The following is a 23,744-nucleotide window of genomic DNA, read 5'->3' on the forward strand; positions in this document are numbered from 1 at the left end:
GCGGCCCCAACCTTATGCGGAGCCGCACGGCGGATGGTCAAGCTCGGCCGCTCTCGCTCGCCGGCCCGCATCTTCGGTCAGGCCCTCAGGCGCCGGTCCGCGCCAGCCGGTCGAGATAGGCGCGGGCGGTCGCCGCATCCTCGGCGATCTGCGCCTTCAGCGCGTCCAGCCCGGCAAAGCGCCGCTCCTCGCGCAGCAGCGTATGCAGGGCGACCGACAGGGTCTGCCCGTACAGATCCCCCTCGAAATCCAGCAGATGGACTTCCAGCCGGCTCTCCTGCCCGTCATCGATGGTCGGCCGGCGGCCGATATTGGCGACACCCGGCCAGGTCCGGCCGTCCGGCAGCCGCACGGTCACGGCATAGACGCCGCGCGCCGGCTCCAGATGCCGGCCCAACGGCACGTTGGCCGTGGGAAAGCCCAGCAGCCGCCCGCGCTTGTCGCCATGCTGCACCACCCCCCGGATCGCCCACGGGCGCCCCAGTTCCTCGGCCGCGCGCTCGGAATAGCCGTCCTGCAACAGCCGGCGGATGCGCGTCGAGGAATAGGGCGCCCCCTCGTCGGCCAGTGCCGGCACGATGGTCATCCCGATCCCCAGCTCCTCGGCCCGCTCGGCCAGGAACGCGGCATTGCCGCCCCGGCGATGGCCGAAGGCGAAATCGGCCCCACAAGCCAGGTGACGCAGACCCAGCCCCTCCTGCAGTACATCGGTCACGAACCGCTCGGCGGTCATGGCGCTGAACGCGGCATCGAAGGGAATCTGAAAGACATGGCGCACGCCCAGCGCGGACAGGGCCGCCAGCCGTTCCTCGGCCAGGGTCAGGCGAAAGGGCGGGTCCTGTGGGCGGAACAATTCGCGCGGATGAGGCTCGAACGTCACCACCGCCAGCCCCAGATCGGGCCGCGCCGTGTGCAGCGTATGCAGCAGATGGGCATGGCCCAGATGCACGCCGTCGAAATTGCCCAGCGCCGCCGCCATGCCCCGCGCCTCGGTGGGGATATGGCGCCAGCCGGTATGCAGATGCGCCCTCATGGCGTGTCAGGCAGGGCGAACAGACGCGCCACCTCGTCCAGCGTCGCGGCCACCGGGTGCGTATCGCCGGCGCGGGTGCCATCCTCCGGCCGGGCGAGCTGGCAGGTCCGCAGCCCCGCCGCCGCCGCCGCGTCCAGCTCGGCCACGATGTCGGACAGGAACAGGGTCCGCCCGGCCACCCAGCCGGCCTCGGCCAGAATCGCGCGATAACTCTCCGCCTCGCGCTTGCCGCCGATCCGCAGGTCATGGAACCCGTCGAACAGGCCGCGCACGTCGCCCTCGGTCGTATGGCCATAGATCAGGCGCTGCGCCGCCTCCGAACCCGAGGAATAGACCGCCAGCCGCAGCCCGCCCGCATGCCAGCGCCGCAAGGCCGGCAGCACGTCGGGATACAGCGCGGCCCGCAAGGCGCCGGTGCGATAGCCCTCCGCCCATGCCAGCCCCTGCAACGCCTTCAGCGGGCCGATCTTCTCGTCCCGGTCCATCCAGGCGTTCAACTGCGCCAGCGGCGCCACGCCGGGCACCAGCGCCGCGATCTCGGCCACCGCCTCCCGCACCGCCGGCTCATCGCCGCGCGTGGCCAACAGCCCAGGCAAGGCCTCGCGGGCATAGGGAAAGAGAACCTGATGCACGAAGGCGACCGGAATCGTCGTGCCTTCGATATCCAGCAGGACAGAGTCGATCCCGCCCGCCTGCGTCACCGCTTCCGCCACGATCATCCGCTCCTCAGGCCGCCGGAAAGCGCTGGGCGATATCGTCGCCCGTATATTGGGCAATCCAGCCGGTCTTGTCGGTAAAGACCCGCAACGCCACGACATCGGGCTCCATCCCGGCATCGAACCAGTGCGGAATGCCGGCAGGGACCGAAATCAGGTCGCCCGCGACGCAATGCACGTCATAGACGCTGCCCCCAACATGCAGCACGAAATTGCCCCAGCCATGGACGAAGAACCGAACCTCGTCCTCGCTGTGGATATGTTCCGACAGGAACTTCGCCCGCAATTCGGCCAGGTTCGGCGTCCGGGTGGTAATCCGCACCACATCGGCCGAACCCGCCCCGGTCACACCCATCAGCTCGTCCAGATAGGGGCGATAGGCCTCCAGCACCAACTCGGGCGCGGCATCGGGCGCCGGCACCACCGGGCTGTTCCAGCGTTCGAAACGCACGCCAATGCCCCGCAGCGTATCGGCAATCTCCGGCGCGCTCTCGGTACGCAGCACGATATGCTCCGGATCGTCGTCGCGATAGACGGTCAGGCGACTCATCGGCGGAGCTTCCTCTTTTCCAGTTCGCAGGCCAGCAGGAATTCCAGCCCCTCCAGCCGCGCCAGCGCCACATCCATCGTGGGGCCCCACACATACACGCCGTGGCCGCGAATCACGTAGCCCGCCGGCATCCGCCCCAGATCGGGCGCCACCACCGTACACAGCCGCGCAATGTCCTGGTCGTTGTCGAACACCGGCACGCGCACGCTGGCCTCGTGGGTGGTCTGCCCCTCGAACACCTTCTGGACCTCATAGTCCGCCAGGATGATCGCGCCATCCGTCGCCACCATCGACAGCACGGTCGAGGCGACGGAATGGCCATGCAGCACCGCCCCGATGGCCGGATCATGCGCGTAGAGCTGGCAATGCAGCAGGGTCTCGGCACTGGGCCGGTCGCCGGCATGCATGGCCCTGCCATCCATCCCGACCTCGATCACGCCGTCCGGGGTCAGGAAGCCCTTGTGCCCGCCCGACCGCGTGATCGCGATCCGCCCGTCCGGCAGGCGGCGGCTGATATTGCCGGCCGTGGCCGGCACCCAGCCGAACCGGTCCATCCGCCGGCCGGCGCCGATGATGTCCTGCACCGCGTCGACCCACAGATCGGTCGTCGTCATCTGGTCCATATCGTCACATGATCCCGAATCGTTCGCCCGGCCACAGGCTCAGGGGGTCGAAGACCCTGACGGACGGCTCGATGCCGAGAAGCTGGCATCGCGCTGCGCACCGGTCGCCGGCCCCGGCGGGGCGATATGCCCGCCCGATCCGCTATTCGCGTTTTCCATGCTCTCGTCGTCGGCCATGTTCTTCTTGAACGATTTCACGCCGCGCGCGACATCGCCCATCAGCGTGCTGATCTTGCCGCCGCCACCGAACAGGACCAGCACCACCGCCAGAACGATCAGCCAGTGCCAGATGCTCAAGCTACCCATAACACACACCCTCGTTTCCGCGCCTTGGCGCCGTCGGCTTCGGGGCCGACACCGGCCGTCCCGACAATTCCGACATGACATGGACCCCGATATGACATGGAACCGGGAGGCCCACCATGCAAGCGCCGCCTGCCCCGCGCCCGGTCACGCGTCTGGCGACGGACGATCCGGCAGATCGCGCGAGATGAACCCATATGTGGGATAGACGCTTTTACCCAGGCTGTGAACCGGCTGCCACCACACCCTGACCGCCGACCAGTCATTGGCCTGCGAGACATCGACCACCGGAATGCCATGATCGATACGCCCCGGCACCCAGTTCGCCTGATCGACCAGGATCGCCCGCGACCCGCGCACCTGCCGCACGACCGAGACATGCCCGTCCGGCAACCGGTGGGTGGAGCGGAACACCAGCACCTCGCCCGGCGCGGGCACATGCGTATGCGCATACGCGCCTTCCGACTGCCGCCACCAGCCGGCGGCGGCGCCGTTCAGCCGCAACCCGGTGACCGAGCGGGCATAGGGCGCGCACTGCACTGACCCATTCCAGCCACGGCCGCTTCCGCCCCCACAGGCCGCCAGCGGCAGCAGGCCGCACAGCATCAGCCCGCGCGCAACCCATCCCCCGGCCCTCACGCCGATTTCATCCGGATAATCCGGTCCTCGGCTTCCTTGGGGTCCATGTCCAACGCCGCCTCGGCCGTCGCGCGGCCGAACCCGGCCCGGGCCATGGCATCCAGCGCCTTGCGGCGCCGCACCGCCCATTCGTCGCCCGATACTGCGTCCTCGCCCCCTTCCGGGACGGGGGCAAAGGGCCCGACGCGGCGCCGGCGCGCAAAGATCAGGGCCGCCGCCAGCTCCATCTCCTGCCCGTCCAGCCCGCGCTCCCCCAGCGCCTCATCCAGCACGGTGCCGACAATGTCCGCCTCCACCCCTCGCGCCGCCAGATGCGCCTGCACCGCGCGGCGCGACCGGCCGGAGCGCGTCAGCGACCGGGCGCGCGACCCGGCGAACGCCGCGTCATCCACCGCCCCCAGGGCCACCATTTCCGCCACCACCTGTTCGATCACCGCGCCCAGCGGCGCGGCCCGGGCTTCCACATCTTCCGACAGTTCGCCACCCTCGACGGCGCGCCGGGTCCAGCGCTGCACGCGGCGCTCCAGCACCTGCGTCAAACCGGCGCGCGTGGTGCCGAAACGGGCCAGATGCGCCAGGGCGGTCGCGCGCAGGGATGCGCGATCCGGCACCGGCCCGGCCACCCGGCGCCCACCCGCTGTCGTTCCACGTGCGGCCTGATCGTTCATGCGAACGATCATGCCATAAAATGTCGGGAATCGCGATAGTTACGTATCGCAAGTGACGTATCGCAGGGGGGCATCCCGCAACCGCGCTGTCAGGTCGGGCGACCGAATGCCTTCAGATGCAGCCGTTCGCCATTGGCGCGGCCGCCATCCACCATCGGGTCCAGCGCCATCACGCGCTGCCAGGCCCGCTCGGCCGCCTGCCAGTCGCCACGCTGCTCTTCGACCGCCGACAGCAGCCGCCAGGCCACCGCATCCTGCCCGTCGCGCTGCAAGGCCACCCCCAGATCGGCGATCGCCCCGGTCAGGTCCCGCGCCGCCAGCCGCGCCTGCGCCCGGTCGCGCCACAGGATCGCGACATCGGGTTGCAGCACCAGCGCATCATCCAGATCCTCGACCGCACCCAGCGCCTTGCCGTCGGCCAGATGCGCCATGGCCCCCCGTTGCAGCAGGCGCGTGGTGGGCGAGAGCGCATGCCGCCGCGCCCGCTCCAGACGCGCCTCCAGATCGGCCGCCGCAGCGCGCGAGGTCGCGGCCGCCAGCTGGGCCGTCAGGGCGGACAGGTCCGGAGTCGAAGCCGGGCCGGACTGCGCCGGATGCCCCGCGCCAGGCGCCTCATGCGCCGGCGCGGCAGGCGCATCGGCCCATGCCGGCATCGCGCCGCCCAGCCACAGCAGCGCCGCCACCATGGCACGTACGCGCGAAAACCCGCGCCAACCACCCGCAATGCGGGGGCGGGCACGGGTTTTCGCGTCACCAAAAAAGAACGGTACGGCCAAGGCCGTCCGCGACATTCAGCCCTGGCGGGCCTTCATGCGGGGGTTCTTCTTGTTGATGACATAGACCTTGCCATGACGACGGACCACACGGCAGTCCTTGTCACGAACCTTGGCCGACTTCAGGCTGTTTCTGATCTTCATGACCCGACCCTCACTGGCGGCGGTAAACCGCGAAGACGGGCCGAATACCGGGCGAGCGGCCCCGAGTCAACCATGCAGCCCCTTTTCCGCCCTTCCAGACGGCATTTTCACCCCACCGCCGGCACGCCCAGCGCCGGCGGCCGGACATGCGGGGCCAGCAGTCGGAACTCGCCCGCGCGGGGCGAACGGGCCCGCCAGCCCAGCCCGATGGTGCGCCAGGCCTGGCACCCCGTCACCGGCCGCACGGCCACCGGAAGGTCGCGCAGAATGCCCGACTCCACGGCCAGGCGCGGCAACAGCGCGATCCCCAGCCCCTCCGCCACCATCTCGACCAGTGTATAGAGCGAGGTCACGACGAATTCCTCCTCGCCATCCGTGCTGGTCCAGCCCCGCTCCTGCCGGCACAGCGCCAGGGTCTGGTCGCGCAGGCAATGCCCGTCTTCCAGCAGCACCATCCGCTCGCCCGCAATGCGCTCCACCGGAATCGACTCCAGCGCCGTCAGCGGATGATTGGCCGGCAGCACCAGCATGAACTCGTCCCGCCACAGCGGCAGCGTCTCCGCCCCCTCGCACGGGCAGGGCATGGCCAGCAGCACCAGGTCCAGCCGGCCCAGGGCCAGCTTGTCCAGCACATTGCCCGTCAGGTCCTCGTTCACCGACAGGCGGATCTGCGGAAAATGCCGCCGCAGCCGCGCAACCAGCCCCGGCACCACAAAAGGCCCGATGGTCGGGATCACCCCGATCCGCAGCAGCCCCGTCATCGGCACGCGCGAGGCATCGGCCACATCCTGCACCCCCTGCAGGGCCTCCAGCGCAAATCGCGCCCGTGCGGCAACCTCGTCCCCGATAGGGGTAAAGACCACGCGCTTGCCGACATTCCGGTCCAGCAGTTGAATATCGAGCTGCCGCTCCAGCGCCAGGATGCCGGCCGACAGCGTGGATTGCGTCACCGCGCAGGCCTGGGCGGCACGGCCGAAATGCCGCAGTTCCGCCAGCGTGATCAGATAGCGCAGTTGCTGCGCGGAAGGCAGTGGCGTCATCGATTAGTTCGATCATCCAGATATAAATTATTCATTGGCATGATATCGACTTCGGAGCCATAGATACAACCCATGCCGTGACCGCCTGGTGTGGCCACGGTCACGACCACCTCTACAAGGGAGCAAAACCGATGCTGACAGTCGGCGATAAATTTCCGGAATTCGATCTGACGGCCGTCCCCGGCGGCCCGGAAGGGCTGAAGGGCGATTTCGTCCAGATTTCGGACAAGACCGATGCGGGCAAGTGGAAGCTCGTCTTCTTCTGGCCGAAGGATTTCACGTTCGTCTGCCCGACCGAAATCGTCGCCTTCGGCAAGCTGGCCGGCGAGTTCAAGGACCGTGACACCGTGGTCTACGGCGTCTCGATCGACAGCGAGTTCGTGCACCTGAACTGGCGCCTGCACCATGAAGACCTCAACGGCCTTCAGATCCCGATGCTGGCCGACATCAAGCGCGAGCTGTCTTCGGCCCTGGGCGTCCTGTCGGCGACGGCCGGCGTCGCCAACCGCGCGACCTTCCTGGTCGATCCGGAAGGCATCATCCGTCACGTCAGCGTCAACGACCTGTCGGTCGGCCGCAACCCGCAGGAAATCCTGCGCATCCTGGACGCGCTGCAGAGCGACGAGCTGTGCCCGTGCAACTGGAAGCAGGGCGAAGCCTTCCTGAAGCCCTGATCCTTCCCGGTCAGGACGGTCCGGCCCCATGGCCGGACCACCCCGCCCGTCCGGATCGCGGACGGGCGGCACGCGGGCCCTGCCCGCGACGGGGCCAGGCTCGCCACGCGGCGACGTCCCGATGACGATGACGGGAAACGCCCGTCCCCCTGTTTTCCATTTGCCGGAGCCCTCCCGCGACCGTCCGTCCGGCCGGGTGTCTCCGCCCAGCAGGTCTGTCCGCCATGTCGATCGAATCCCTCAAGGACCGCCTTCCCGATTACGCGAAGGATCTCAAGCTCAATCTCGGGTCCCTGGCCAACGACATCACCCTGTCGCCGCAGCAACTGGCCGGTACCTTCGTGGCCTCGGCCCTCGCCGCGCGCAACGATGACGTCACGCGTGCCATCGTGGCCGAATACCAGTCCATCCTGTCGCCCGAAGCCCTGGACGCCGCCAAGGCCGCCGCCGCGATCATGGGCATGAACAACATCTATTACCGCTTCGTGCATATGGTCGAAGGCGACTACGCCAAGATGCCCGCGCGCCTGCGGATGAACGTCATCGGCCGCCCTGGCGTCGAGAAGCTGGATTTCGAACTGTGGGCCCTCGCCGTCTCGGCCATCAATGGCTGCGGCATGTGCGTCGAAAGCCACGAGCGCGTGGTGCGCGAAGGCGGCCTGTCGGCCGAACAGGTCCAGACCGCGGTCCGGATCGCCGCCACGGTCCACGCGGTCGCCGTGACGCTGGAGGGTGCCAGGACCCTGGGCGACGCAGGCACGAACTAAGCTAGGCCTGCCCGGCGCATCAACGCACCGGGCAGGTTTTCCCGCGCCTGTCATTTTTTTCTCACACAGGCTGTTGCCAGAATCGCCGGGCTTTGTTAATTCGCCCTCCACACACGGACGAGGGGTGCGAACCCCAAGCCGATGCGGGTGTAGCTCAGTTGGTTAGAGCGCCGGCCTGTCACGCCGGAGGTCGCGGGTTCGAGCCCCGTCACTCGCGCCACCCTTTCCCAAAAAAGCGGTCTTCAAGGCGCCTCATAGGTCACGCGATAGATCGCGCCGGACAAATCGTCGCTCACCAGCACGCTGCCATCCGCCAGCGGCTGCACGTCCGCCGGGCGCCCCCAGGGCGTCTCGTCGTTCTGGAACCCGTCCAACAGCGGCGTATAGGACGCCACCCCGCCATCGGGGCCGAATCGCACCGCCATGACCCGATAGCCCGCCAGCCGGCTGCGATTCCACGACCCATGCTCCGCGATCAGCGCCCCGCCACGATAGGAATCGGGGAACATGCCCCCTTTATAGAAACGCATCCCCACTGCCCCCACATGCGCGCCCAGTTTCAGCACCGGCGGGGTGAAGGCACGGCAATCCTGCCCACGCCCGAAAACCGGGTCCAGGATGTCGCCCTGATGGCAGAAGGGATAACCGAAGGACTGGCCGGGATGGTCCAGCCGGTTCAGCTCGTCGCTGGGAATATCGTCGCCCAGCAGGTCGCGCCCATTATCGGTGAACCACAGCGTGCCCGTGCCCGGCTGCCAGTCCAGCCCGACACTGTTGCGAATGCCCCAGGCCATATCCTCGCGGCCGGACCCATCCGCATTCATCCGCATCAGTTTGCCGAAACGATGGCCGACATCACAGATATTGCACGGTGCGCCGATCGGCACATACAGCTTGCCGTCAGGCCCGAAGGCGATGAATTTCCAGCCGTGATCGCCCATCCGCCACGGCAGGTCCGTCACCGCCACCTCGGGCTTCGGCGGGTCGTCCAGATGGTCCTCGATCCCGCGCAGCACCACGATGTCACGCACGTCGGAAATATACAGGTCGCCATCATGAAAGGCGACGCCCACCGGCATGGTCAGCCCGCGCGCCACGATCCGCACCCGCGTGGCCCGCTCGGGCCCGCCCGTCACCGCATAGACCACGCCCCCGCTCATCGAGCCCACGAACAGCGTGCCCCGCGCCCCCACCGCCATTTCCCGCGCCGAAGGAACCTGGTCGGTATAGACCGAGACATGGAATCCCGCCGGCAGGCGCAGCCGCTCGACCGGCGGCGCGGCCCGCCCGCCCATCGGCGCCGCCAGCGCCAGCATGGCCCCCAGACAGGCGATCAGCCCATATCGCGCCATCACGCTTCTCCTCTGCCGGTCACACCATGGTGGCGCGGGCCAGTTTCAACGCCAGGGCCTCGGCCCCCTGCCGCACATCCGCCCATGTCACGTCGAAAGCCCGCGCGTCCCCGTAATACGGATCAGCCACGCCCTGCCCCTCCCGCCCCGGCACATGATCCAGCAACAGCGAGAGTTCCGCAGTCGAATCGATAGGCCGCCGATTGCGCAATATCTTCAGATGGCCCGGATCGAGGGCGACGATATGGGTAAAGGTCCGGAAATCGGCCGCGCTGACCATCCGCGCCCGATAATCGGCGATATCGAGCCCATGCCGCCGCGCCACCGCCTGCGCCCGCCGGTCGGGCGCCTCGCCACGATGCCAGTCACCGGTCCCGGCCGAATCGACCAGCCCCTCCAGCCCATGGCGTTCGGCCGCCACCCGAAACGCAGCCTCGGCCAGCGGCGAGCGGCAGATATTGCCGGTGCAGACAAACAGAACGGCGGGACGAACAACCATCGCGTGATTTCCATCCTCGACGTGGGGCAGGGTACTGTGCCGTCCATCATGATGGCCGCAGACCGGCCACACTGTCGAGCCCGCCCCGCTACCTCTTGACGAAGGAAGCCGGCCGTCCGTTTCCAGACACCGCGTCCGTTTCCGGACAATTCCGCAGGGGTGCGAAAAAATCCAACGCCATTTCAAACAGATAAAAAAGAGCCCGTATCGCTTACACTGTCTACCCGAACCGCAACATCATGTGGAGAGCGTGGACCATGCTCACGACCATCCTGTCGAGCTTCTGGCGGAACCTGCGCCGCCATCGCCTGGACGCGGTCCTGACCGTCGCGGGCCTCTCCCTGGGGATCGCGACTTTCCTCACCCTCGGCCTGGTCGCCCGCTACGAATACCGCTTCAACGCCTGGATTCCCGGCGCGCAATCGGTCTACCGGATCGACGAGATCTACGACCTGCCCGGCCTGCCCCGTCTCGAGGTCGCGGGCTCGACCTTCGCGATCGAGCCCTATCTGCGCCAGGAGGTGCCACAGATCGGTGCCAGCGTCCGGATCGATCCGCACAGCGTCTCGTTCCGGCATGGCGAGACGACGGGCACCGAAACCCTCAATTATGTCGATCCCACCTTCTTCGACGTGTTGCGCCTGCCTCTGATCCAGGGGAAAACCGAGCAGGCCCTGCAAGAGCCGGACGGCATCGTGCTGTCCGACACGCTGGCCCGGAAATATTTCGGCCGCACCGACATCCTCGGTGCCCGCCTGACCATCCAGAACGACGGGCATAAGCAGGATTACGTGGTCAGCGGCGTACTCGCGCCCCAGCCGGCGAACACGACCCAGCCGATCGATGCCATGACGCGCCTTCCGGGCGCCGCACTGTCCGATCCCGCGTTCAGCGAATGGGGCACGGGATCGGGAAGTATCTATATCCGGATCGACAATCCGGACGACGTGGCAACGGTACGCAACGCGCTGGACGAAGTGGAACGTCGCCACGTCACCATGGGTCGGAACGATGCAGATCGAATCGACGCCCTCCGCGCCCTGCATTTCACGATCGTTCCTCTTCTCGAGACACATTTTTACGATGCCCATATATTCGGCGACGACACGGCCGCCGACAGGCGCGTGATCGACTCGCTGTTCATCGTCGGCCTGCTGGCGTTGGTCGCGGCGGCGATCAATTACGTCAATCTGGCCACCGCGCGCGCCCTGCTGCGGGCCCGCGAGGTGGCCATGCGCAAGGTATTGGGCGCACCGAAAGGCGTGCTGATCGCGCAGTTTCTCGGCGAGGCGATCATGCTGGCCCTGGGCGCCGGGATCGCGGGACTTGCGCTCACCGAACTGGCCGCGCCCGTCGTGAACGCATTGGGCGGATGGCAGGTCTCGCTCGACTATGCGTTCCTGCTGCCGGTCCTGCTCGCGGTCGTCCTGGCGATCGGCCTGGGTGCCGGCGCATATCCAGCCTTCGTGCTGGCATCGTTCAGGCCCGCCATCGTCCTGGCCTCCATGAAAATACCGTCCGGCGGCCGCATGGGCGCGCGGGTGCGGGCGGTGCTGGCGGGCGTGCAATTCGCCTTCGCGGTCGGTCTGGCGATCTGCACCCTGGTGGTGGACATGCAGGCCCGCCACCTGCGCACCGCCGATCGTGGCTTCGGCCGTGACGGGCTGCTCGAGATCACCACGCCGCTCGACCCCTCACCCGACGGGCGGCAGCGCATCCTGCGTGACGCCCTGCGATCCGTCCCCGGCGTGACGGCGGTCACAATGGCGAACTCGGCCCCCGGCCACGTCCGGATCGTCGACGAGCCTGCCTGGCGACCCGGTACGATCGGCCAACGGTCCACCGTAGGCTTCGTCGCCGTTGGTCCCGATTTCTTTCGCACCCTCGATATCGTCCCTCTGGCCGGCCGGGTATTCGACGACGCCCATGGCGACGACGACACGAAGGCCGCAGAATTGTCCGGCCACGGCACGATCATCATCGATACGGTCGCGATGCGTATTTTCGGCTGGTCCTCACCGCGGGACGCCGTCGGCCAGACACTGATCTACCGGGCCGATTCGAACCAGCGCGCGATCTCCGCGACAATTGCCGGGGTCGTGCCCTCGGTCCGCTTCCAGTCGATGCGCAATGCGCAGGGGCCGCAGATCTTCCGCTATTATCGCGACCCGATGCCGTACGGCCGCTCCATCGTGCGCTTCGCTCACACCGACCCGAAGATCATCCTGGCGCGGCTGGCGGAAAAATGGAGAACCCTCTTCCCCGACATCGCATTTTCCGCCCAGACGGCCGACGAGGCCCTGGCCCAGTATTACCGGCCCGACCAGCAGCGCGGGCAATTATTCACGCTGGGCGCCGCCGTGGCCCTTGCGGTCGCCTGCCTCGGTCTCTACGGGCTGGCGGCCTTCAATACCGAGCGACGGATGCACGAAGTCGGTATCCGTAAGACGCTGGGGGCCACCACCGGCCAGATCATGCGGCTGATGCTGACCCAGTTCCTGCGCCCCGTGATGCTGGCGAACCTGGTCGCGTGGCCGGTCGCATGGGCCTGCATGCAAAGCTGGCTCGCCGGCTTCGAAAGCCGCATCACGCTGTCGCCCCTCTATTTCCTCGGCGTGACGGCCTGCGCGCTGGTCCTCTGCGGCGTAACCGTTTTCAGCCGTACCATCACCCTTGCCCGCGCCGAACCCGCGCGGGCGTTGCGGGCCGAATGATGGCCATGCCCGTCCCCCCTTGCCCGTCTCTCACGCCTCGTGATCCAGTCCGATATCCAGCGCCCGCACCGTATGGGTCAGCCAGCCGACCGACAGGATATCCACCCCCGTCGCGGCAATCTCGGGCGCGCTATCGGGCGTGATCCCACCCGAAGCCTCGGTCACGGCGCGCCCATTCACCATGGCAACGGCCTCGCGCAACTGGTCCGGATTCATGTTGTCCAGCAGGTACGCATCCGCTCCCCCCGCCCGCAGCGCCTGCGCCAACTGGTCGAGCGTATCGACTTCCAGTTCGATACTCACCAGATGCCCCGCCCGCGCCCGCGCCGCCGCCAGCGCATGCGCCACATCGCCGCCGGCCAGGGCGATGTGATTGTCCTTGATCAGGATCGCATCATCCAGCCGAAAGCGATGATTCGCTCCCCCACCGGCCCGCACCGCATATTTCTGGATCGCCCGCATCCCCGGCAGCGTCTTGCGCGTACAGCACACGCGCGCCTTCGTCCCCGCGACGGCACGGACGATCCCGGCCGTGGCGGTGGCAATCCCGCACAGATGCGACAGGAAATTCAGCGCCACCCGCTCGCCGCCCAGAATCGCCGGCGCCGGCCCGGTGACGCGCGCAATCCGCTCTCCGGGCGCCACCGCGCTGCCATCCGGCCGCTCGATCTCGAAGCGCACCGACGGGTCCATCAGCGTGAAGGCCAGCCGGGCCAGTGCCAGCCCGGCCACCACGCCGGGCTGCCGCGCCACCAGGGCAGTGCGGAGCCTCTGGCCGGGCGCCGCCAGCGCGTCGGTCGTCAGGTCGCCGCCGCAACCGAGATCCTCCAGCAATCCCGCACGCACCAGCGGTTCCAGCATCAGGTCGGGCAAAGGGGTCATGGCACGGTCAATCCATCGGCAGGAGTAGAAACGAGGTCGCCGGACGACAGGTCGGCCAGCATGGTCAGGGTCCGCGCCAGCGTCAGGCGCGAATGCACGGCGGTCGCGGCGGTTCGCGGATAATCGGTACGATAATGGCCGCCCCGGCTCTCCCGCCGCTCCAGCGCCGCCAGGCACAGCATGGCCCCGACCAGCGCACGATCATCGGTGGCGACATGCGGCGCCAGCGCCCGCGCGGCACGGGCCAGTCCGGCGCCGTCGCGCAGAATGCCGGCGGCACGGCCGAGGCAGGCGTGAATATCCGCCAGCCCCACCCCGTCCCCGGCATCGGGCGCCGGCTCACCGACCGGACGCGGCATGGGCAGAGAAACGGCATCCAGATCGCGCGCCACGAAGCCCGCACAGACAAAGGCCTCCAGCAGCGAATTGCTGGCCAGCCGGTTGGCGCCATGCAACCCGGTCGACGCCGCTTCTCCGCAGGCCCACAGGCCGGGCACGGTGCTGCGCCCGTTCAGGTCGGTCTCGATCCCGCCCATATGGTAATGCACCGCCGGCCGCACCGGCATCGGCTGGCGGTCGGGGTCCAGTCCCCGCGCCGCACAGGCAAGCGCAATCCCGGGAAAATGCCGCGCAAACGCCCCCCGCGTGGCCGCACGTGTATCCAGCAGCACCTGATGCCCGGCCGCCAGATGGGCCTCGATCGCACGCGCCACCACGTCGCGCGGCGCAAGCTCGTCGGTAAAACGCGCTCCGGTCTCATCCACCAGAATCGCGCCGGCACCCCGCACCGCCTCGCTGACCAGCGCCCGCGGCGCACCGGCCGGCCCACCGGCCAGCGCCGTGGGATGAAACTGCACGAACTCCATGTCGCGCAGCACCGCCCCCGCCCGCGCCGCGCAGGCCAGCCCCATTCCCTGCCCACCCACCGGGCTGGTCGTCGCGGGAAACAGCGCCCCCACTCCACCGGTGGCGATGACGCAGGCAGCCGTCGGCAAGGCCAGCACCACACCACCCCGCATGATCTCGACCCCGGCCACCCGCCCGTCCCGCAGGATCAGGCGGCGCAGCGCAGCCCCCTCGATCACCGTAATGCGCGGCGTGGCCCGTACCCGCGCCACCAGCGCCCGCATGATCTCGGCCCCCGTGCCATCGCCCCGCGCATGGGCAATGCGCGGGCGGGAATGCGCAGCCTCCAGATGCAGGTCGGGCTTCCCATCGGCCCCCAGGTCAAAGACCACGCCCAGCGACCGCAGCCCCGCCACCGCCTCAGGACCGGCCCCGACAATGGCCGCAACCGCATCCGGGTCGCACAGCCCGCCCCCGGCAGCCAGCGTGTCCGCCACATGCAGGTCCACTGAATCATCCGCCCCGATCGCCGCCGCAATCCCGCCCTGCGCCAGCGCACTGGCGGCATCCCGCCCCAGCGGCGCGGGCGACAGCAGCACGCAGGGCCGGTCCATCAGCAGCGCGGTCGCCAGACCGGCCAGCCCGCCCCCGGCGATGACCGGCTGCCCGGCCAGGGCGGCGAAACCGGTCATGCCGCCAGCATCCGTTCGACCGCGCGGCGCCCGCCCGCCACCAGATGCGCCGGGATCGTCACCTCATGGCTCATGGTCTCCAGCGCATGGCGGATGCCTCGCAGGGTGATGCGCTTCATGTGCGGGCACAGATTGCACGGCCGGACGAACTCCACCTCCGGATGCGCGGCCGCCAGATTGTCGCTCATGGAACATTCGGTCACCAGCAGCACCTTGCGATGCGCGCCCTCGGCGACGAAATCCGACATCGCCGCCGTCGAACCCGAAAAATCGGCCTCCGCCACTACGCCGGGCGGGCATTCCGGATGCGCCAGCACGGCTACGTCCGGATTGTCGGCGCGCCAGTCGCGGATCTCCTGCGGCGTGAAGCGCTCATGCACCTCGCAATGGCCGCGCCAGGTGATGATCTCGACCCCGGTTTCCCGCTGCACGTTCTGGGCCAGGAACTCGTCGGGGATCATGATCACCCGCGGCACGCCCAGGCTTTCCACGATCCGCCGCGCATTGGCCGAGGTGCAGCAGATATCGCTCTCCGCCTTCACCTCGGCGGTGCTGTTCACATAGGTCACCACCGGCACGCCGGGATGGGCGCGGCGCAGGGCCCGCACATCCTCGGCGGTGATCGAATCGGCCAGCGAGCACCCGGCCTCCAGCGACGGCATCAGCACCGTGCGGTCGGGGTTCATCAGCTTCGCGGTCTCGGCCATGAAATGCACGCCGGCCATCACGATCACCTCGGCATCCAGCCCCTGCGCATCACGCGCCAGGGCCAGGCTGTCGCCCCGAATGTCGGCGATGCAGTGAAAGATCTCGGGCGTCTGGTAATTATGGGCCAGGATCACCGCACGGCGCCGCCGCTTCAGCTCCAGGATGGCCGCGATGTCGTCGGCGAACAGATCCCATTCCAGACGCGGGACGACACGGGCGACACGATCATAGAGCGCATCGAGCTGGGACGGAGCGGTAAGGGTTTCGGACATCACGGTCTCCTCCGACCTTTATGCTCATGTTGAGCATAATCTAGATACATAACGTCGCCCTTGTGCTGTTCAACCCGCCCGCCGCCCGCGTCAACCCATGCCGGCGCGCGTCCTAAAACCCATCACGGAAAAAACGCCAGAATTCCAGTTCACTGATCCCGTCAAACATATCCGTGAACACCGCATTCAACAGCATTTTTTAAAGAAGACACTCAAAGCCAGCGCGCATTTTCGGTCAGGTTCTCAAATCGGACGCGCCAATGGCAGTTTCGACCCCGCAATCCGCCGCGCGCCAATCACCTCGCGCCGAAAGCGGAACAGCCGCGCCGGCCGGCCGCGCGTGTCCGGCGCCACCTCGCCCGTCTCCTCGATCAGGTCCTGCTGGGCCACCAGCCGGCGGAAATTCTGCTTGTGCATCGGCTGGCCAGCCACCGCCTCGACCGTGCGCTGCAGGTGCAGCAGCGTGAAACTGTCGGGCATCAGCTCGTAGATCACCGGCCGGTAGCGGATCTTGGCCCGCAGCCGCGCCATCGCGGTGGCCAGCACGCGCCGCTCGTCGCACGCCATGCTCAGGCCCGGCAGCACCGGCGCCCCCGGCGGCGCGGATTCCGGCACCAGCGCCGCCTCCCACAGCAATTCGTAGCGCTGCAGCACCAGCTCGTCGTCCCAGCCCAGCCCGTCCAGCCCGAAGGTCAACGCCACACGCTGGCGCCGCGCCTCCTGCCCGGCGGCCGAGGGCGCCCGCCCGGCCCAGTCATCCAGCAGCCGCGCGATACGCTGCACCAGCGCGCGGCCTTCAGGCGCCGTCTGGTCCTCCCACGGGAAATAATCGTACCAACCCCGCCAGCCGCGCTCGCCCCGGCGGGTGCGGGTCAAGGCAAGGTAGGAGATCATGACCCGCCGCTCATCCGGCCCGCCATCGACCGGCGCATCGGCAAATGTATAAAGCTGCTCCACATGCCCCAGGGCATGACCGGTCTGGTGCTCCACCCACAGGCGCAAACCCGTCTGCAGCGACCGATGCCCCGCTTCCAGCGGCCCGGAGGGCAGCAGGCGGCCGCCTTCCAGCGTCAGCACCATCGGCCGGTCGTCGCTGACCGCGATCAGGACCGCGATCAATTCCGGGGGCATGGCGCATTTCCTTCGGCTTGCGTGGCGGGGGGCACGGGCGGCAAAGCCCGGCTATCGGGCCATATCACCGCGCGGCCGGCAAAAAAACCGCGAATGGGGGCGCTTGATATGGTCCCGGTTCCGCACCACGGTCATCAGGGCCGCCGCAACCCGCGCGATGCCCGCCGGGGCCGGATCGGCTTGAGAGGATGCGCCATGTCGACCCATTCGGGCACGTTCGTCTGGTACGAACTGATCGCCGGCGACCCAGCGGCCGCCGAGTCGTTTTATTGCACCGTCATCGGCTGGCACGCCCGCGATGCCGGCGTGCCCGGCATGGCCTACCGTATCCTGAGCGCCTCGGAACGCCCGGTGGCCGGCCTCCTCGGCCTGCCGGGCCTGGACGCCGCCGCCCGGCCGGGCTGGATCGGCTATATCGGCGTGGATAATGTCGATGCCGCCAGCGCACGGATCGCCACCGCCTCCGGCGCCATCCTGCACGCCCCGGACGATATCCCCGGCGTCGGCCGCTTCGCGGTCGTCACCGATCCGCAGGGCGCACCCTTCGCCCTGTTCCAGGGCAATGGCGAAGCACCGATGCCGCCGGCACCGGAAGGCACGCCCGGCCATGTCGCCTGGCACGAACTCTATGCAAGCGAGGGAGAGGCAGCCTTCGCCTTCTATGCCGACCAGTTCGGCTGGACCAAAGCCGACGCGCTGGATATGGGCCCGCGGGGGATCTACCAGATGTTCGCCACCGGCGGACCGCCAGTGGGCGGCATGATGACGGAACCCGACGCGGCAGCGCCATTCTGGTTGTTCTATATCGCCGTCGAGGCCCTGGATGCCGCGCTGGAACGCGTCGCACAGGCGGGCGGCCACGCCATCCAGGGGCCCATGGAAGTTCCCGGCGGACAGTGGATCGCCCAATGCCGCGATCCGGAAGGCACGCTGTTCGCGCTGGTGGCCCCCCACCGCTGAACCGCCCGCCCCGCCTCCGCCGCGTCAGCCGACGGTCACACGCGGCAATTCCTGCCCGCTCGCCACGGGGGGCGCGCCGGCCAGCGGCGCGCCATCGCGAAACAGGCGCGCCCGCCCGATATCGAGCCCCAGCCCCTCGGTCCCCGCCTGGCCAAGCCGCTCCGGCAGGACGAGGATCTCGACCTCCCGCGTGCCCAGCGCCACGGCCAGCCGCCGCAATCCCCCCTGCCCGCCGGTCAACGGTATGGCCCGGGCCGCCCCACCCGCCGCCACCAGCCGCGCCTCATGCGGGCGCAGGTAGGCCGTCGCCGGGCCATCGCCGGCGCTCACGGCAAAGGACAGGACATTCGGATCATCGGGCAGGAACCGCCCGTGGGCGACCCGGCCGGCAAATTCCAGCGCTTCGCCCAGAAATTCCATCACGAACGGCGTGGCGGGTGCGGCATCCAGCGTCTCGGCCGCCGCCTCCTGCACGATGCGCCCGTTCTGCATCACCACCAGCCGGTCGGCCACTTCCAGCGCCTCGTCATGGTCGTGGGTCACCAGCACCGTCGTCAGGCCAAGCTGGTCGTGCAGCCCGCGCAGCCAGCGGCGGATCTGCCGCCGCACGATCGGGTCCAGCGCGCCGAACGGCTCGTCCAGCAGCAGCAGGCCCGGCTTCGTCGCCAGCGCGCGCGCCAGCGCCACGCGCTGCCGCTGCCCGCCGGACAACTGGTCCGGATAGGCCCCGCCCAGCGTCGGCAACTGGATCAGCTCCAGCAATTCGGCCACCCGGGCGGCAATCGCCCCCCGATCCGGCCGCTCCCCCCGGGGCAGCACATCCAGCCCGAAGGAGATATTGCGCGCCACCGTCATGTGGCGGAACAGCGCATAATTCTGGAACACGAAGCCGATCCGCCGCTCGCGCATCGGGCGCCCCGCCAGCACCTGGCCATCGACCAGCACCGTGCCCTCATAAGGCCCGTCCAACCCGGCGATGGTCCGCAGCAGCGTGGTCTTGCCGGCACCGGACGGCCCGACCAGGGCCACGAAGGCCCCATCCTCGATGGTCAGCGAAACCCCGTCGAGCATCTTGCGCGACGCATTCGGCGCACGGCGCGTCAGGGACTGGATCTGGACGCTCATGACGACGCCTTCCTGAAATCATGCTCGAGAAACGACCGCAGCAGGACGGTGGCCATGGCGATCAGCGCCAGCAGCGCCGCCATGGTGAAGGCGGCGACCGTCTGATAGCCGTTATAGAGCGTCTCGATATGCAGCGGCATGGTTTCCGTCAGCCCCGGAATATGGCCCGAGACGACCGACACCGCGCCGAACTCGCCGATCCCCCGCGCCGTCGTCAGCAGGATGCCCGACAGCAGCGCCCAGCGCGCATCGGGCAGCGTCACCCGCCACAATGTCCGCCAGAACCCGGCCCCGAGCAGGAACGCCGCCTCCTCCGCCTCGCGCCCCTGCTGTTCCATGAACGGCATCAGCGTCCGCGCGACATAGGGAAAGGTCACGAAGAGCGTGGCCAGCAGGATACCCGGCGTGGCAAAGGCGATCTGGATATCGTGCTGGTCCAGCCAGCCGCCCCACCAGCCCTGCCGCCCGAACAGCAGCAGCCAGACCAGGCCGGCAATCACCGGCGAGACACTGATCGGTAGTTCGATCAGCGCGACCAAAACCCCCCGGCCGCGAAAACGATATTTGGTCACCAGCCACGCCGCCATGATCCCGCCGGCGGTATTGACGAGGGTGGCCACCAGCGTGACCAGCAGCGTCAGGCGGATCGCGGACAGCGCATCCGGGTCCAGCAGGCTGCGCCACGCGGCCGCGATTCCGGTACGCAGGGCTTCGACCATCACCAGCAGCACCGGCAGCACCAGCACGGCCAGCACCGTCAGATAGGTGGCGGCAACCAGCACGGCATTGCCGCGACGCGACGGCCCACCCATCACGCCGCCCCCCGCGCCACCAGCCCGCGCGACACACGGCGGCGCAGCGCGGCCACGCCGGTCATGCACACCAGCGCACTGAGCAGCAGGATCAGCGCGATCGCGGTCGCGCCATTATAATCATATTCCTGCAACCGCACCACGATCAGCAGCGGCGCGATCTCGCTATGGAACGGCTGATTGCCGGCGATGAAGATCACCGACCCGTACTCGCCGATGCAGCGCGCGAAGGCCAGGCTGAACCCGGCCACCAGCGGCGGCAGCAGGGGCGGCAGGATGACCCGGCGAAAATTCTGCAACGGGCTGGCCCCCAGCAGCAGCCCTGCCTCCTCCAGCTCCGGCGGCAGGCCGCGCAGCACCGGTTCGACGGCCCGCACGATAAAGGGCAGGCCGACGAACATCAGCGCAGCCACGATGCCGGCCGGCGTGTAGGCCACGCGGATGCCGGCACGGGCCAGCAGCGCGCCGACCCACCCGGTGGGACCGTACAGGGTCGCCAGCGTGATGCCCGTCACGGCGGTCGGCAGGGCGAAGGGCAGGTCGATCAGCGCATCGATCGCCCGCCGCCCGGGCAGGCGCGCGCGCACCAGCGCCCAGGCCAGCAGCAGGCCCAGCGGCACATCGATCGCGGCGGCCAGCGCGGCACAGCCAAAGCTGACGCGCAGCGCCGCATACATGCGCGCGTCATGCAGCGCCCGCAGCATCGCACCCCCGCCTTCCTGCCAGGGGCGCAAGACCAGGGCCGTCAGCGGCAACGCGACAATCAGGCCGATCCAGACCAGCGTGAACGCGATGGATATGGAAAGACCTGGCAGCCCATCGCGCCGCCGCAGGCAAAACACCATGAAAGAGTCCGCTATCGGCTATAGATCTGGTCGAACACACCGCCATCGGCGAAATGCGTCTTCTGGACCTTAGTCCATCCACCCAGGCTGGCGACATCGAATGTTGTCGTCTTGGGGAAGACAGATGCCGTTTCGGCCACGATCGCCGGATCGACCGGGCGGAAATAATGTTTCGCCCCGATCCGCTGCCCCTCAGGCGTGAACAGGAAGTCGAGGAAGCCCTTCGCCACCGCTTCCGTTCCATGCGCCTGGACATTCTTGTCCACCACCGCGACCGGCGGTTCGGCCAGGATCGTCACCGGCGGCACGACGATGTCGAACGTGTCCGGCCCCAGCTCGCGCGTCGCCAGCAGCGCCTCGTCCTCCCACGCGATCAGCACATCGCCCAGCCCGCGCTGCACGAAACTGTTGGTGGCCCCGCGCGCGCCGGTATCCAGCACCGGCACATGGGCGAACAGCGACTTGAGATACGCGGTCGCCGAAGCTTCGGACCCGCCGGGCTGGCGCAGTGCCCAACCCCAGGCGGCCAGATAGTTCCAGCGCGCACCGCCCGAGGTCTTGGGGTTGGGCGTAATCACCTGCACGCCGTCCCGCAGCAGGTCCGGCCAGTCATGGATGCCCTTGGGGTTCCCCTTGCGCACCAGGAAGACGATCGTGCTGGTGTAAGGCGTGGAATTGTGCGGCAGACGCGTCTGCCAGTCCGCCGCCAGCAGCCCGTGCTGGGCCAGGATATCGATGTCATAGGCCAGGCCCAGCGTCACCACATCGGCAGGCGCCCCCTCCAGCACCGAGCGCGCCTGCGCGCCCGACCCGCCGTGCGAGGACGTCACCACCACCCGCTCACCCCCATGGGCCTTCGCCCAGAAGGCGGAAAAGGCCCGTCCGGCATCGGCATAAAGCTCGCGCGTCGGATCGTACGACACATTCAGCAGCCGCGTCGCCGCCGCCGCGGGACGCGGGCGCGCGCCCATGGCAAACGCCGTGGCGGCGGCAGCCGTCCCGGCAAGGAAGCCGCGCCGCGACGGCACCATGAAACCGTTCTTCATATCGTTTCTCGTCCAGATGACAGTTGCGGATGAAAAAAACCGGTTCAGAACGTGGCCTGCACGCGCCCGGCGACGGCATTGCCCGTCCGGCCCAGCAGGTTCACCCCGCCGGACACACCCTTCGACCGGGTGACGATGAAATGATCGAAATCCAGCATGAACTTGAAATGCTGGTTGGGATACCAGTTCAATCCCCCCGCCCAGACCGTCTGCTGGTTGCCGTTGACGCCCACCCCGCCCTGGTTGGCGACATCGGACAGGTCCGCCACGCTCCAGCGGCCGCTGAGTTCCAGCGCGCCCCAATCGCCGCGCGCCGGATCGAAATCATGCTCGACCCCCGGCGTGGTGAAGGCACCGGTCTTGACGTTGTATCCACGCCCCCGGCCGAACAGCGTGTAGTTGGCCGCGACATACCACCCGTCGAAATTCAGCGACGGCAGCGGAGACGCCCCGGCATTATGCCCGCGCTCCACGCCCACATGGTAATATTCGCCCTTCAGCAGGAATTTCCGCCAGCGGAAGGCCAGTTGCGGACCAGCCGCCCAGATCTGGGACACATTGGTCAGCGCCCCCGATGTCAGCAACGAAGTCTCGCCCAGCGCCACCTCCATATTGTCGCTGAACGTATAGTTGCGGCCGCTTGAATTCTGGTTGACCTTGAAGGCGCTGGTCGCGCCGGCCCCGACATGGACGTCGATATCCTTGCTCACATAGGGCCGGCCGACGATGCGGGCCACCGCGCCGGTCTGGCTGTCGGTAATCGTCGTGTCCTTGTTCCGGTCGCCGAACTTCTGGCCGGTGAAATAGGCCGCCGCCTGCCAGCGGTTTTCATAATGCTCGCCGCCGATGCTGAAGCGCCCGACGCCGCCCGCCAGGTTGCGCACCAGATCGATGATGGTCGGGCGCTCGAGGAACTCGAACGACGATGCCCGCTCCGCGCTTTCCTCTTCCATGCGCGGCTGGAAATAGCCGACGGTCAGAATCGTATGGCGCAGCCCGGTATAATTCGCGTTCGCCTCGAACAGGCTGACCGACCCGTCCACCGAGCTGGAGCCGAATTCCGGCGTGACGTTCGCCACCCAATCCTTGTAGCGCCAGGAGAAATAGATCCGCTGGCGCCGGGCATTCTGGGTGAATTTGTTGAAATTGCCGGCTCCCTCGCCCCGCCTGGGCCCGGCGCCGAGAAAGCCCCCAAGATCCTCCATCGCCGTCAGGCCGAGCGAGAAGCTGTATGCGCCATCCTCCGACGAGATCGTGGGCCGCCCGGCCGGAAAGCCGATCTGCATCCCGCCCACATGCACGGTCTCGTCCCGCGCGGTCGCGGCCCGGATCTCGGCCCAGGACGGAATCGGCCCTTCCGGGGTGATCAGGCGCGTCTCGGCATCCGTGCGGGGCCGATGCGTGGCGGCCAGTCCCTGCGGTTCCCCGATCGCGGGCAACGGACCGCCGGCCCAGCGATGCGCATGGACGACACGCGGCGCCCCCTCCCCACCATGGCCGGTGGTGACCGACACGGCCCGGCCCTCATCGCGGGCGATCCGGGCCTGCAGCACCCGGATCTCGTCCCGCATCTGGCGCTGCATCTCCCGCATTTCACGCCGCAACGCCGTGATTTCGTCATCCTGCGAAGCCGCCTCCGCCAGAGCCGGCAGAAAACTGGTGGACAGGGCCGTTGCCAGGGCAAGCATGCGCCGGACTTTGAAACCTTCTTTCATGTTCTACGAACCCTCGACCCAGCACACGCAGGCGTATTTCACGATATTTTTCGCATTTAGCGCGAACTGCAATGATCGATGGCACGTTGTAATTTAACGGTCAATAGCGTTATAAAAGTCATTTACTGTTTTTGTTCGTTTAATTCGGACAGCGCCCGAGCGACAATCCCGAGCGACAATACGGATATTCCACTATTTTTATAGTTGTTAACCGT

25 protein-coding genes and 1 tRNA gene are annotated in these 23,744 nt (G+C 68.1%); 5 read left to right on the forward strand and 21 right to left on the reverse strand.

Features of this window, described 5'->3' with window-relative positions; translation table 11 throughout:
* Window positions 1-85: 85 nt before the first annotated feature.
* From ribF to HLH29_RS12510, 10 genes are all read right to left on the reverse strand, one after another.
* The gene (gene ribF / locus HLH29_RS12465; RefSeq protein ID WP_182967268.1) at window positions 86-1,033 is read right to left on the reverse strand and encodes a bifunctional riboflavin kinase/FAD synthetase; all 948 of its coding nucleotides are present in this window, start codon (window positions 1,031-1,033) and stop codon (window positions 86-88) included.
* Window positions 1,030-1,752 (reverse strand): acireductone synthase, encoded by a 723-nt coding sequence (mtnC, locus tag HLH29_RS12470; RefSeq protein WP_182967270.1) that lies wholly within the window; start codon window positions 1,750-1,752, stop codon window positions 1,030-1,032. Before mtnC ends, ribF begins: the two co-directional genes overlap by 4 nt.
* A gap of 7 nt (window positions 1,753-1,759) precedes the next feature.
* Entirely contained in the window at window positions 1,760-2,299 is a 540-nt protein-coding gene (locus HLH29_RS12475; RefSeq protein ID WP_182967272.1) for a 1,2-dihydroxy-3-keto-5-methylthiopentene dioxygenase, read from the reverse strand.
* Complete coding sequence (locus HLH29_RS12480; protein WP_408871972.1) at window positions 2,296-2,913, reverse strand: methylthioribulose 1-phosphate dehydratase; 618 nt, start codon at window positions 2,911-2,913, stop codon at window positions 2,296-2,298. The genes HLH29_RS12475 and HLH29_RS12480 overlap by 4 nt, the downstream gene beginning before the upstream one ends.
* A gap of 48 nt (window positions 2,914-2,961) precedes the next feature.
* Window positions 2,962-3,228, reverse strand: a complete 267-nt coding sequence (locus tag HLH29_RS12485) for a twin-arginine translocase TatA/TatE family subunit (RefSeq protein WP_182967276.1) — start codon at window positions 3,226-3,228, stop codon at window positions 2,962-2,964.
* A gap of 144 nt (window positions 3,229-3,372) precedes the next feature.
* Entirely contained in the window at window positions 3,373-3,831 is a 459-nt protein-coding gene (locus tag HLH29_RS12490; RefSeq protein ID WP_182967371.1) for a CHAP domain-containing protein, read from the reverse strand.
* Between the two features lie 29 nt (window positions 3,832-3,860).
* Entirely contained in the window at window positions 3,861-4,532 is a 672-nt protein-coding gene (locus tag HLH29_RS12495; protein ID WP_182967278.1) for a regulatory protein RecX, read from the reverse strand.
* An 89-nt stretch (window positions 4,533-4,621) separates the two neighbouring features.
* Window positions 4,622-5,323 (reverse strand): tetratricopeptide repeat protein, encoded by a 702-nt coding sequence (locus HLH29_RS12500; RefSeq protein WP_246374211.1) that lies wholly within the window; start codon window positions 5,321-5,323, stop codon window positions 4,622-4,624.
* The gene (ykgO, locus tag HLH29_RS12505) at window positions 5,324-5,449 is read right to left on the reverse strand and encodes a type B 50S ribosomal protein L36 (protein WP_012223099.1); all 126 of its coding nucleotides are present in this window, start codon (window positions 5,447-5,449) and stop codon (window positions 5,324-5,326) included.
* Window positions 5,450-5,556: 107 nt separating this feature from the next.
* Window positions 5,557-6,489, reverse strand: coding sequence for a hydrogen peroxide-inducible genes activator (locus tag HLH29_RS12510; protein ID WP_182967280.1), 933 nt, complete (start codon window positions 6,487-6,489; stop codon window positions 5,557-5,559).
* 131 nt (window positions 6,490-6,620) lie between these two features.
* On the opposite strand from HLH29_RS12510, the gene HLH29_RS12515 reads away from it, so the two are divergent.
* From HLH29_RS12515 to HLH29_RS12525, 3 genes are all read left to right on the forward strand, one after another.
* Window positions 6,621-7,163 (forward strand): peroxiredoxin, encoded by a 543-nt coding sequence (locus HLH29_RS12515; RefSeq protein WP_182967282.1) that lies wholly within the window; start codon window positions 6,621-6,623, stop codon window positions 7,161-7,163.
* A gap of 224 nt (window positions 7,164-7,387) precedes the next feature.
* Complete coding sequence (locus HLH29_RS12520) at window positions 7,388-7,930, forward strand: carboxymuconolactone decarboxylase family protein (RefSeq protein ID WP_182967284.1); 543 nt, start codon at window positions 7,388-7,390, stop codon at window positions 7,928-7,930.
* 143 nt (window positions 7,931-8,073) lie between these two features.
* A tRNA-Asp gene (locus tag HLH29_RS12525) sits at window positions 8,074-8,150 on the forward strand.
* 22 nt (window positions 8,151-8,172) lie between these two features.
* On the opposite strand, the gene HLH29_RS12530 is transcribed toward HLH29_RS12525, so the two are convergent.
* Complete coding sequence (locus HLH29_RS12530; RefSeq protein WP_182967286.1) at window positions 8,173-9,282, reverse strand: PQQ-dependent sugar dehydrogenase; 1,110 nt, start codon at window positions 9,280-9,282, stop codon at window positions 8,173-8,175.
* Window positions 9,283-9,301: 19 nt separating this feature from the next.
* Window positions 9,302-9,781, reverse strand: coding sequence for a low molecular weight protein-tyrosine-phosphatase (locus tag HLH29_RS12535; RefSeq protein WP_182967288.1), 480 nt, complete (start codon window positions 9,779-9,781; stop codon window positions 9,302-9,304).
* 257 nt (window positions 9,782-10,038) lie between these two features.
* Between HLH29_RS12535 and HLH29_RS12540 the strand changes: the two genes are divergently transcribed.
* Window positions 10,039-12,495: an ABC transporter permease gene (locus HLH29_RS12540; protein WP_182967290.1), complete on the forward strand. Its 2,457-nt coding sequence runs from the start codon at window positions 10,039-10,041 to the stop codon at window positions 12,493-12,495.
* A 30-nt stretch (window positions 12,496-12,525) separates the two neighbouring features.
* On the opposite strand, the gene nadC is transcribed toward HLH29_RS12540, so the two are convergent.
* From nadC to HLH29_RS12560, 4 genes are all read right to left on the reverse strand, one after another.
* Window positions 12,526-13,377 carry a carboxylating nicotinate-nucleotide diphosphorylase gene (gene nadC / locus HLH29_RS12545; RefSeq protein ID WP_182967292.1) on the reverse strand — a complete coding sequence of 284 codons (852 nt, stop codon included), beginning with the start codon at window positions 13,375-13,377 and terminating at the stop codon, window positions 12,526-12,528.
* Entirely contained in the window at window positions 13,374-14,915 is a 1,542-nt protein-coding gene (locus HLH29_RS12550; protein WP_182967294.1) for an L-aspartate oxidase, read from the reverse strand. The genes nadC and HLH29_RS12550 overlap by 4 nt, the downstream gene beginning before the upstream one ends.
* A complete protein-coding gene (nadA, locus tag HLH29_RS12555; RefSeq protein WP_182967296.1) occupies window positions 14,912-15,895 on the reverse strand; it encodes a quinolinate synthase NadA in 984 nt (327 codons plus the stop codon). Before nadA ends, HLH29_RS12550 begins: the two co-directional genes overlap by 4 nt.
* A gap of 243 nt (window positions 15,896-16,138) precedes the next feature.
* The gene (locus HLH29_RS12560) at window positions 16,139-17,026 is read right to left on the reverse strand and encodes an NUDIX hydrolase (protein ID WP_182967298.1); all 888 of its coding nucleotides are present in this window, start codon (window positions 17,024-17,026) and stop codon (window positions 16,139-16,141) included.
* Between the two features lie 195 nt (window positions 17,027-17,221).
* On the opposite strand from HLH29_RS12560, the gene HLH29_RS12565 reads away from it, so the two are divergent.
* Window positions 17,222-17,986: a VOC family protein gene (locus HLH29_RS12565; protein ID WP_182967300.1), complete on the forward strand. Its 765-nt coding sequence runs from the start codon at window positions 17,222-17,224 to the stop codon at window positions 17,984-17,986.
* A 24-nt stretch (window positions 17,987-18,010) separates the two neighbouring features.
* Here HLH29_RS12565 and HLH29_RS12570 read toward each other — a convergent pair whose 3' ends face one another.
* From HLH29_RS12570 to HLH29_RS12590, 5 genes are read right to left on the reverse strand one after another with little or no spacing between them, the layout of a single operon-like run.
* Entirely contained in the window at window positions 18,011-19,111 is a 1,101-nt protein-coding gene (locus HLH29_RS12570) for a sulfate/molybdate ABC transporter ATP-binding protein (RefSeq protein ID WP_182967302.1), read from the reverse strand.
* On the reverse strand, window positions 19,108-19,923 hold the full coding sequence (gene cysW, locus HLH29_RS12575) for a sulfate ABC transporter permease subunit CysW (protein WP_182967304.1): 816 nt from the start codon (window positions 19,921-19,923) through the stop codon (window positions 19,108-19,110). Before cysW ends, HLH29_RS12570 begins: the two co-directional genes overlap by 4 nt.
* Complete coding sequence (gene cysT / locus HLH29_RS12580; RefSeq protein ID WP_182967306.1) at window positions 19,923-20,768, reverse strand: sulfate ABC transporter permease subunit CysT; 846 nt, start codon at window positions 20,766-20,768, stop codon at window positions 19,923-19,925. The genes cysW and cysT overlap by 1 nt, the downstream gene beginning before the upstream one ends.
* 11 nt (window positions 20,769-20,779) lie before the next feature.
* Window positions 20,780-21,814, reverse strand: a complete 1,035-nt coding sequence (locus tag HLH29_RS12585) for a sulfate ABC transporter substrate-binding protein (protein WP_182967308.1) — start codon at window positions 21,812-21,814, stop codon at window positions 20,780-20,782.
* Between the two features lie 44 nt (window positions 21,815-21,858).
* Window positions 21,859-23,529 (reverse strand): OprO/OprP family phosphate-selective porin, encoded by a 1,671-nt coding sequence (locus HLH29_RS12590; RefSeq protein ID WP_182967310.1) that lies wholly within the window; start codon window positions 23,527-23,529, stop codon window positions 21,859-21,861.
* Window positions 23,530-23,744 lie beyond the last annotated feature (215 nt).

Origin of the sequence: Gluconacetobacter tumulicola, from assembly GCF_014174215.1 — a bacterium.
Lineage (GTDB): Bacteria > Pseudomonadota > Alphaproteobacteria > Acetobacterales > Acetobacteraceae > Gluconacetobacter > Gluconacetobacter tumulicola.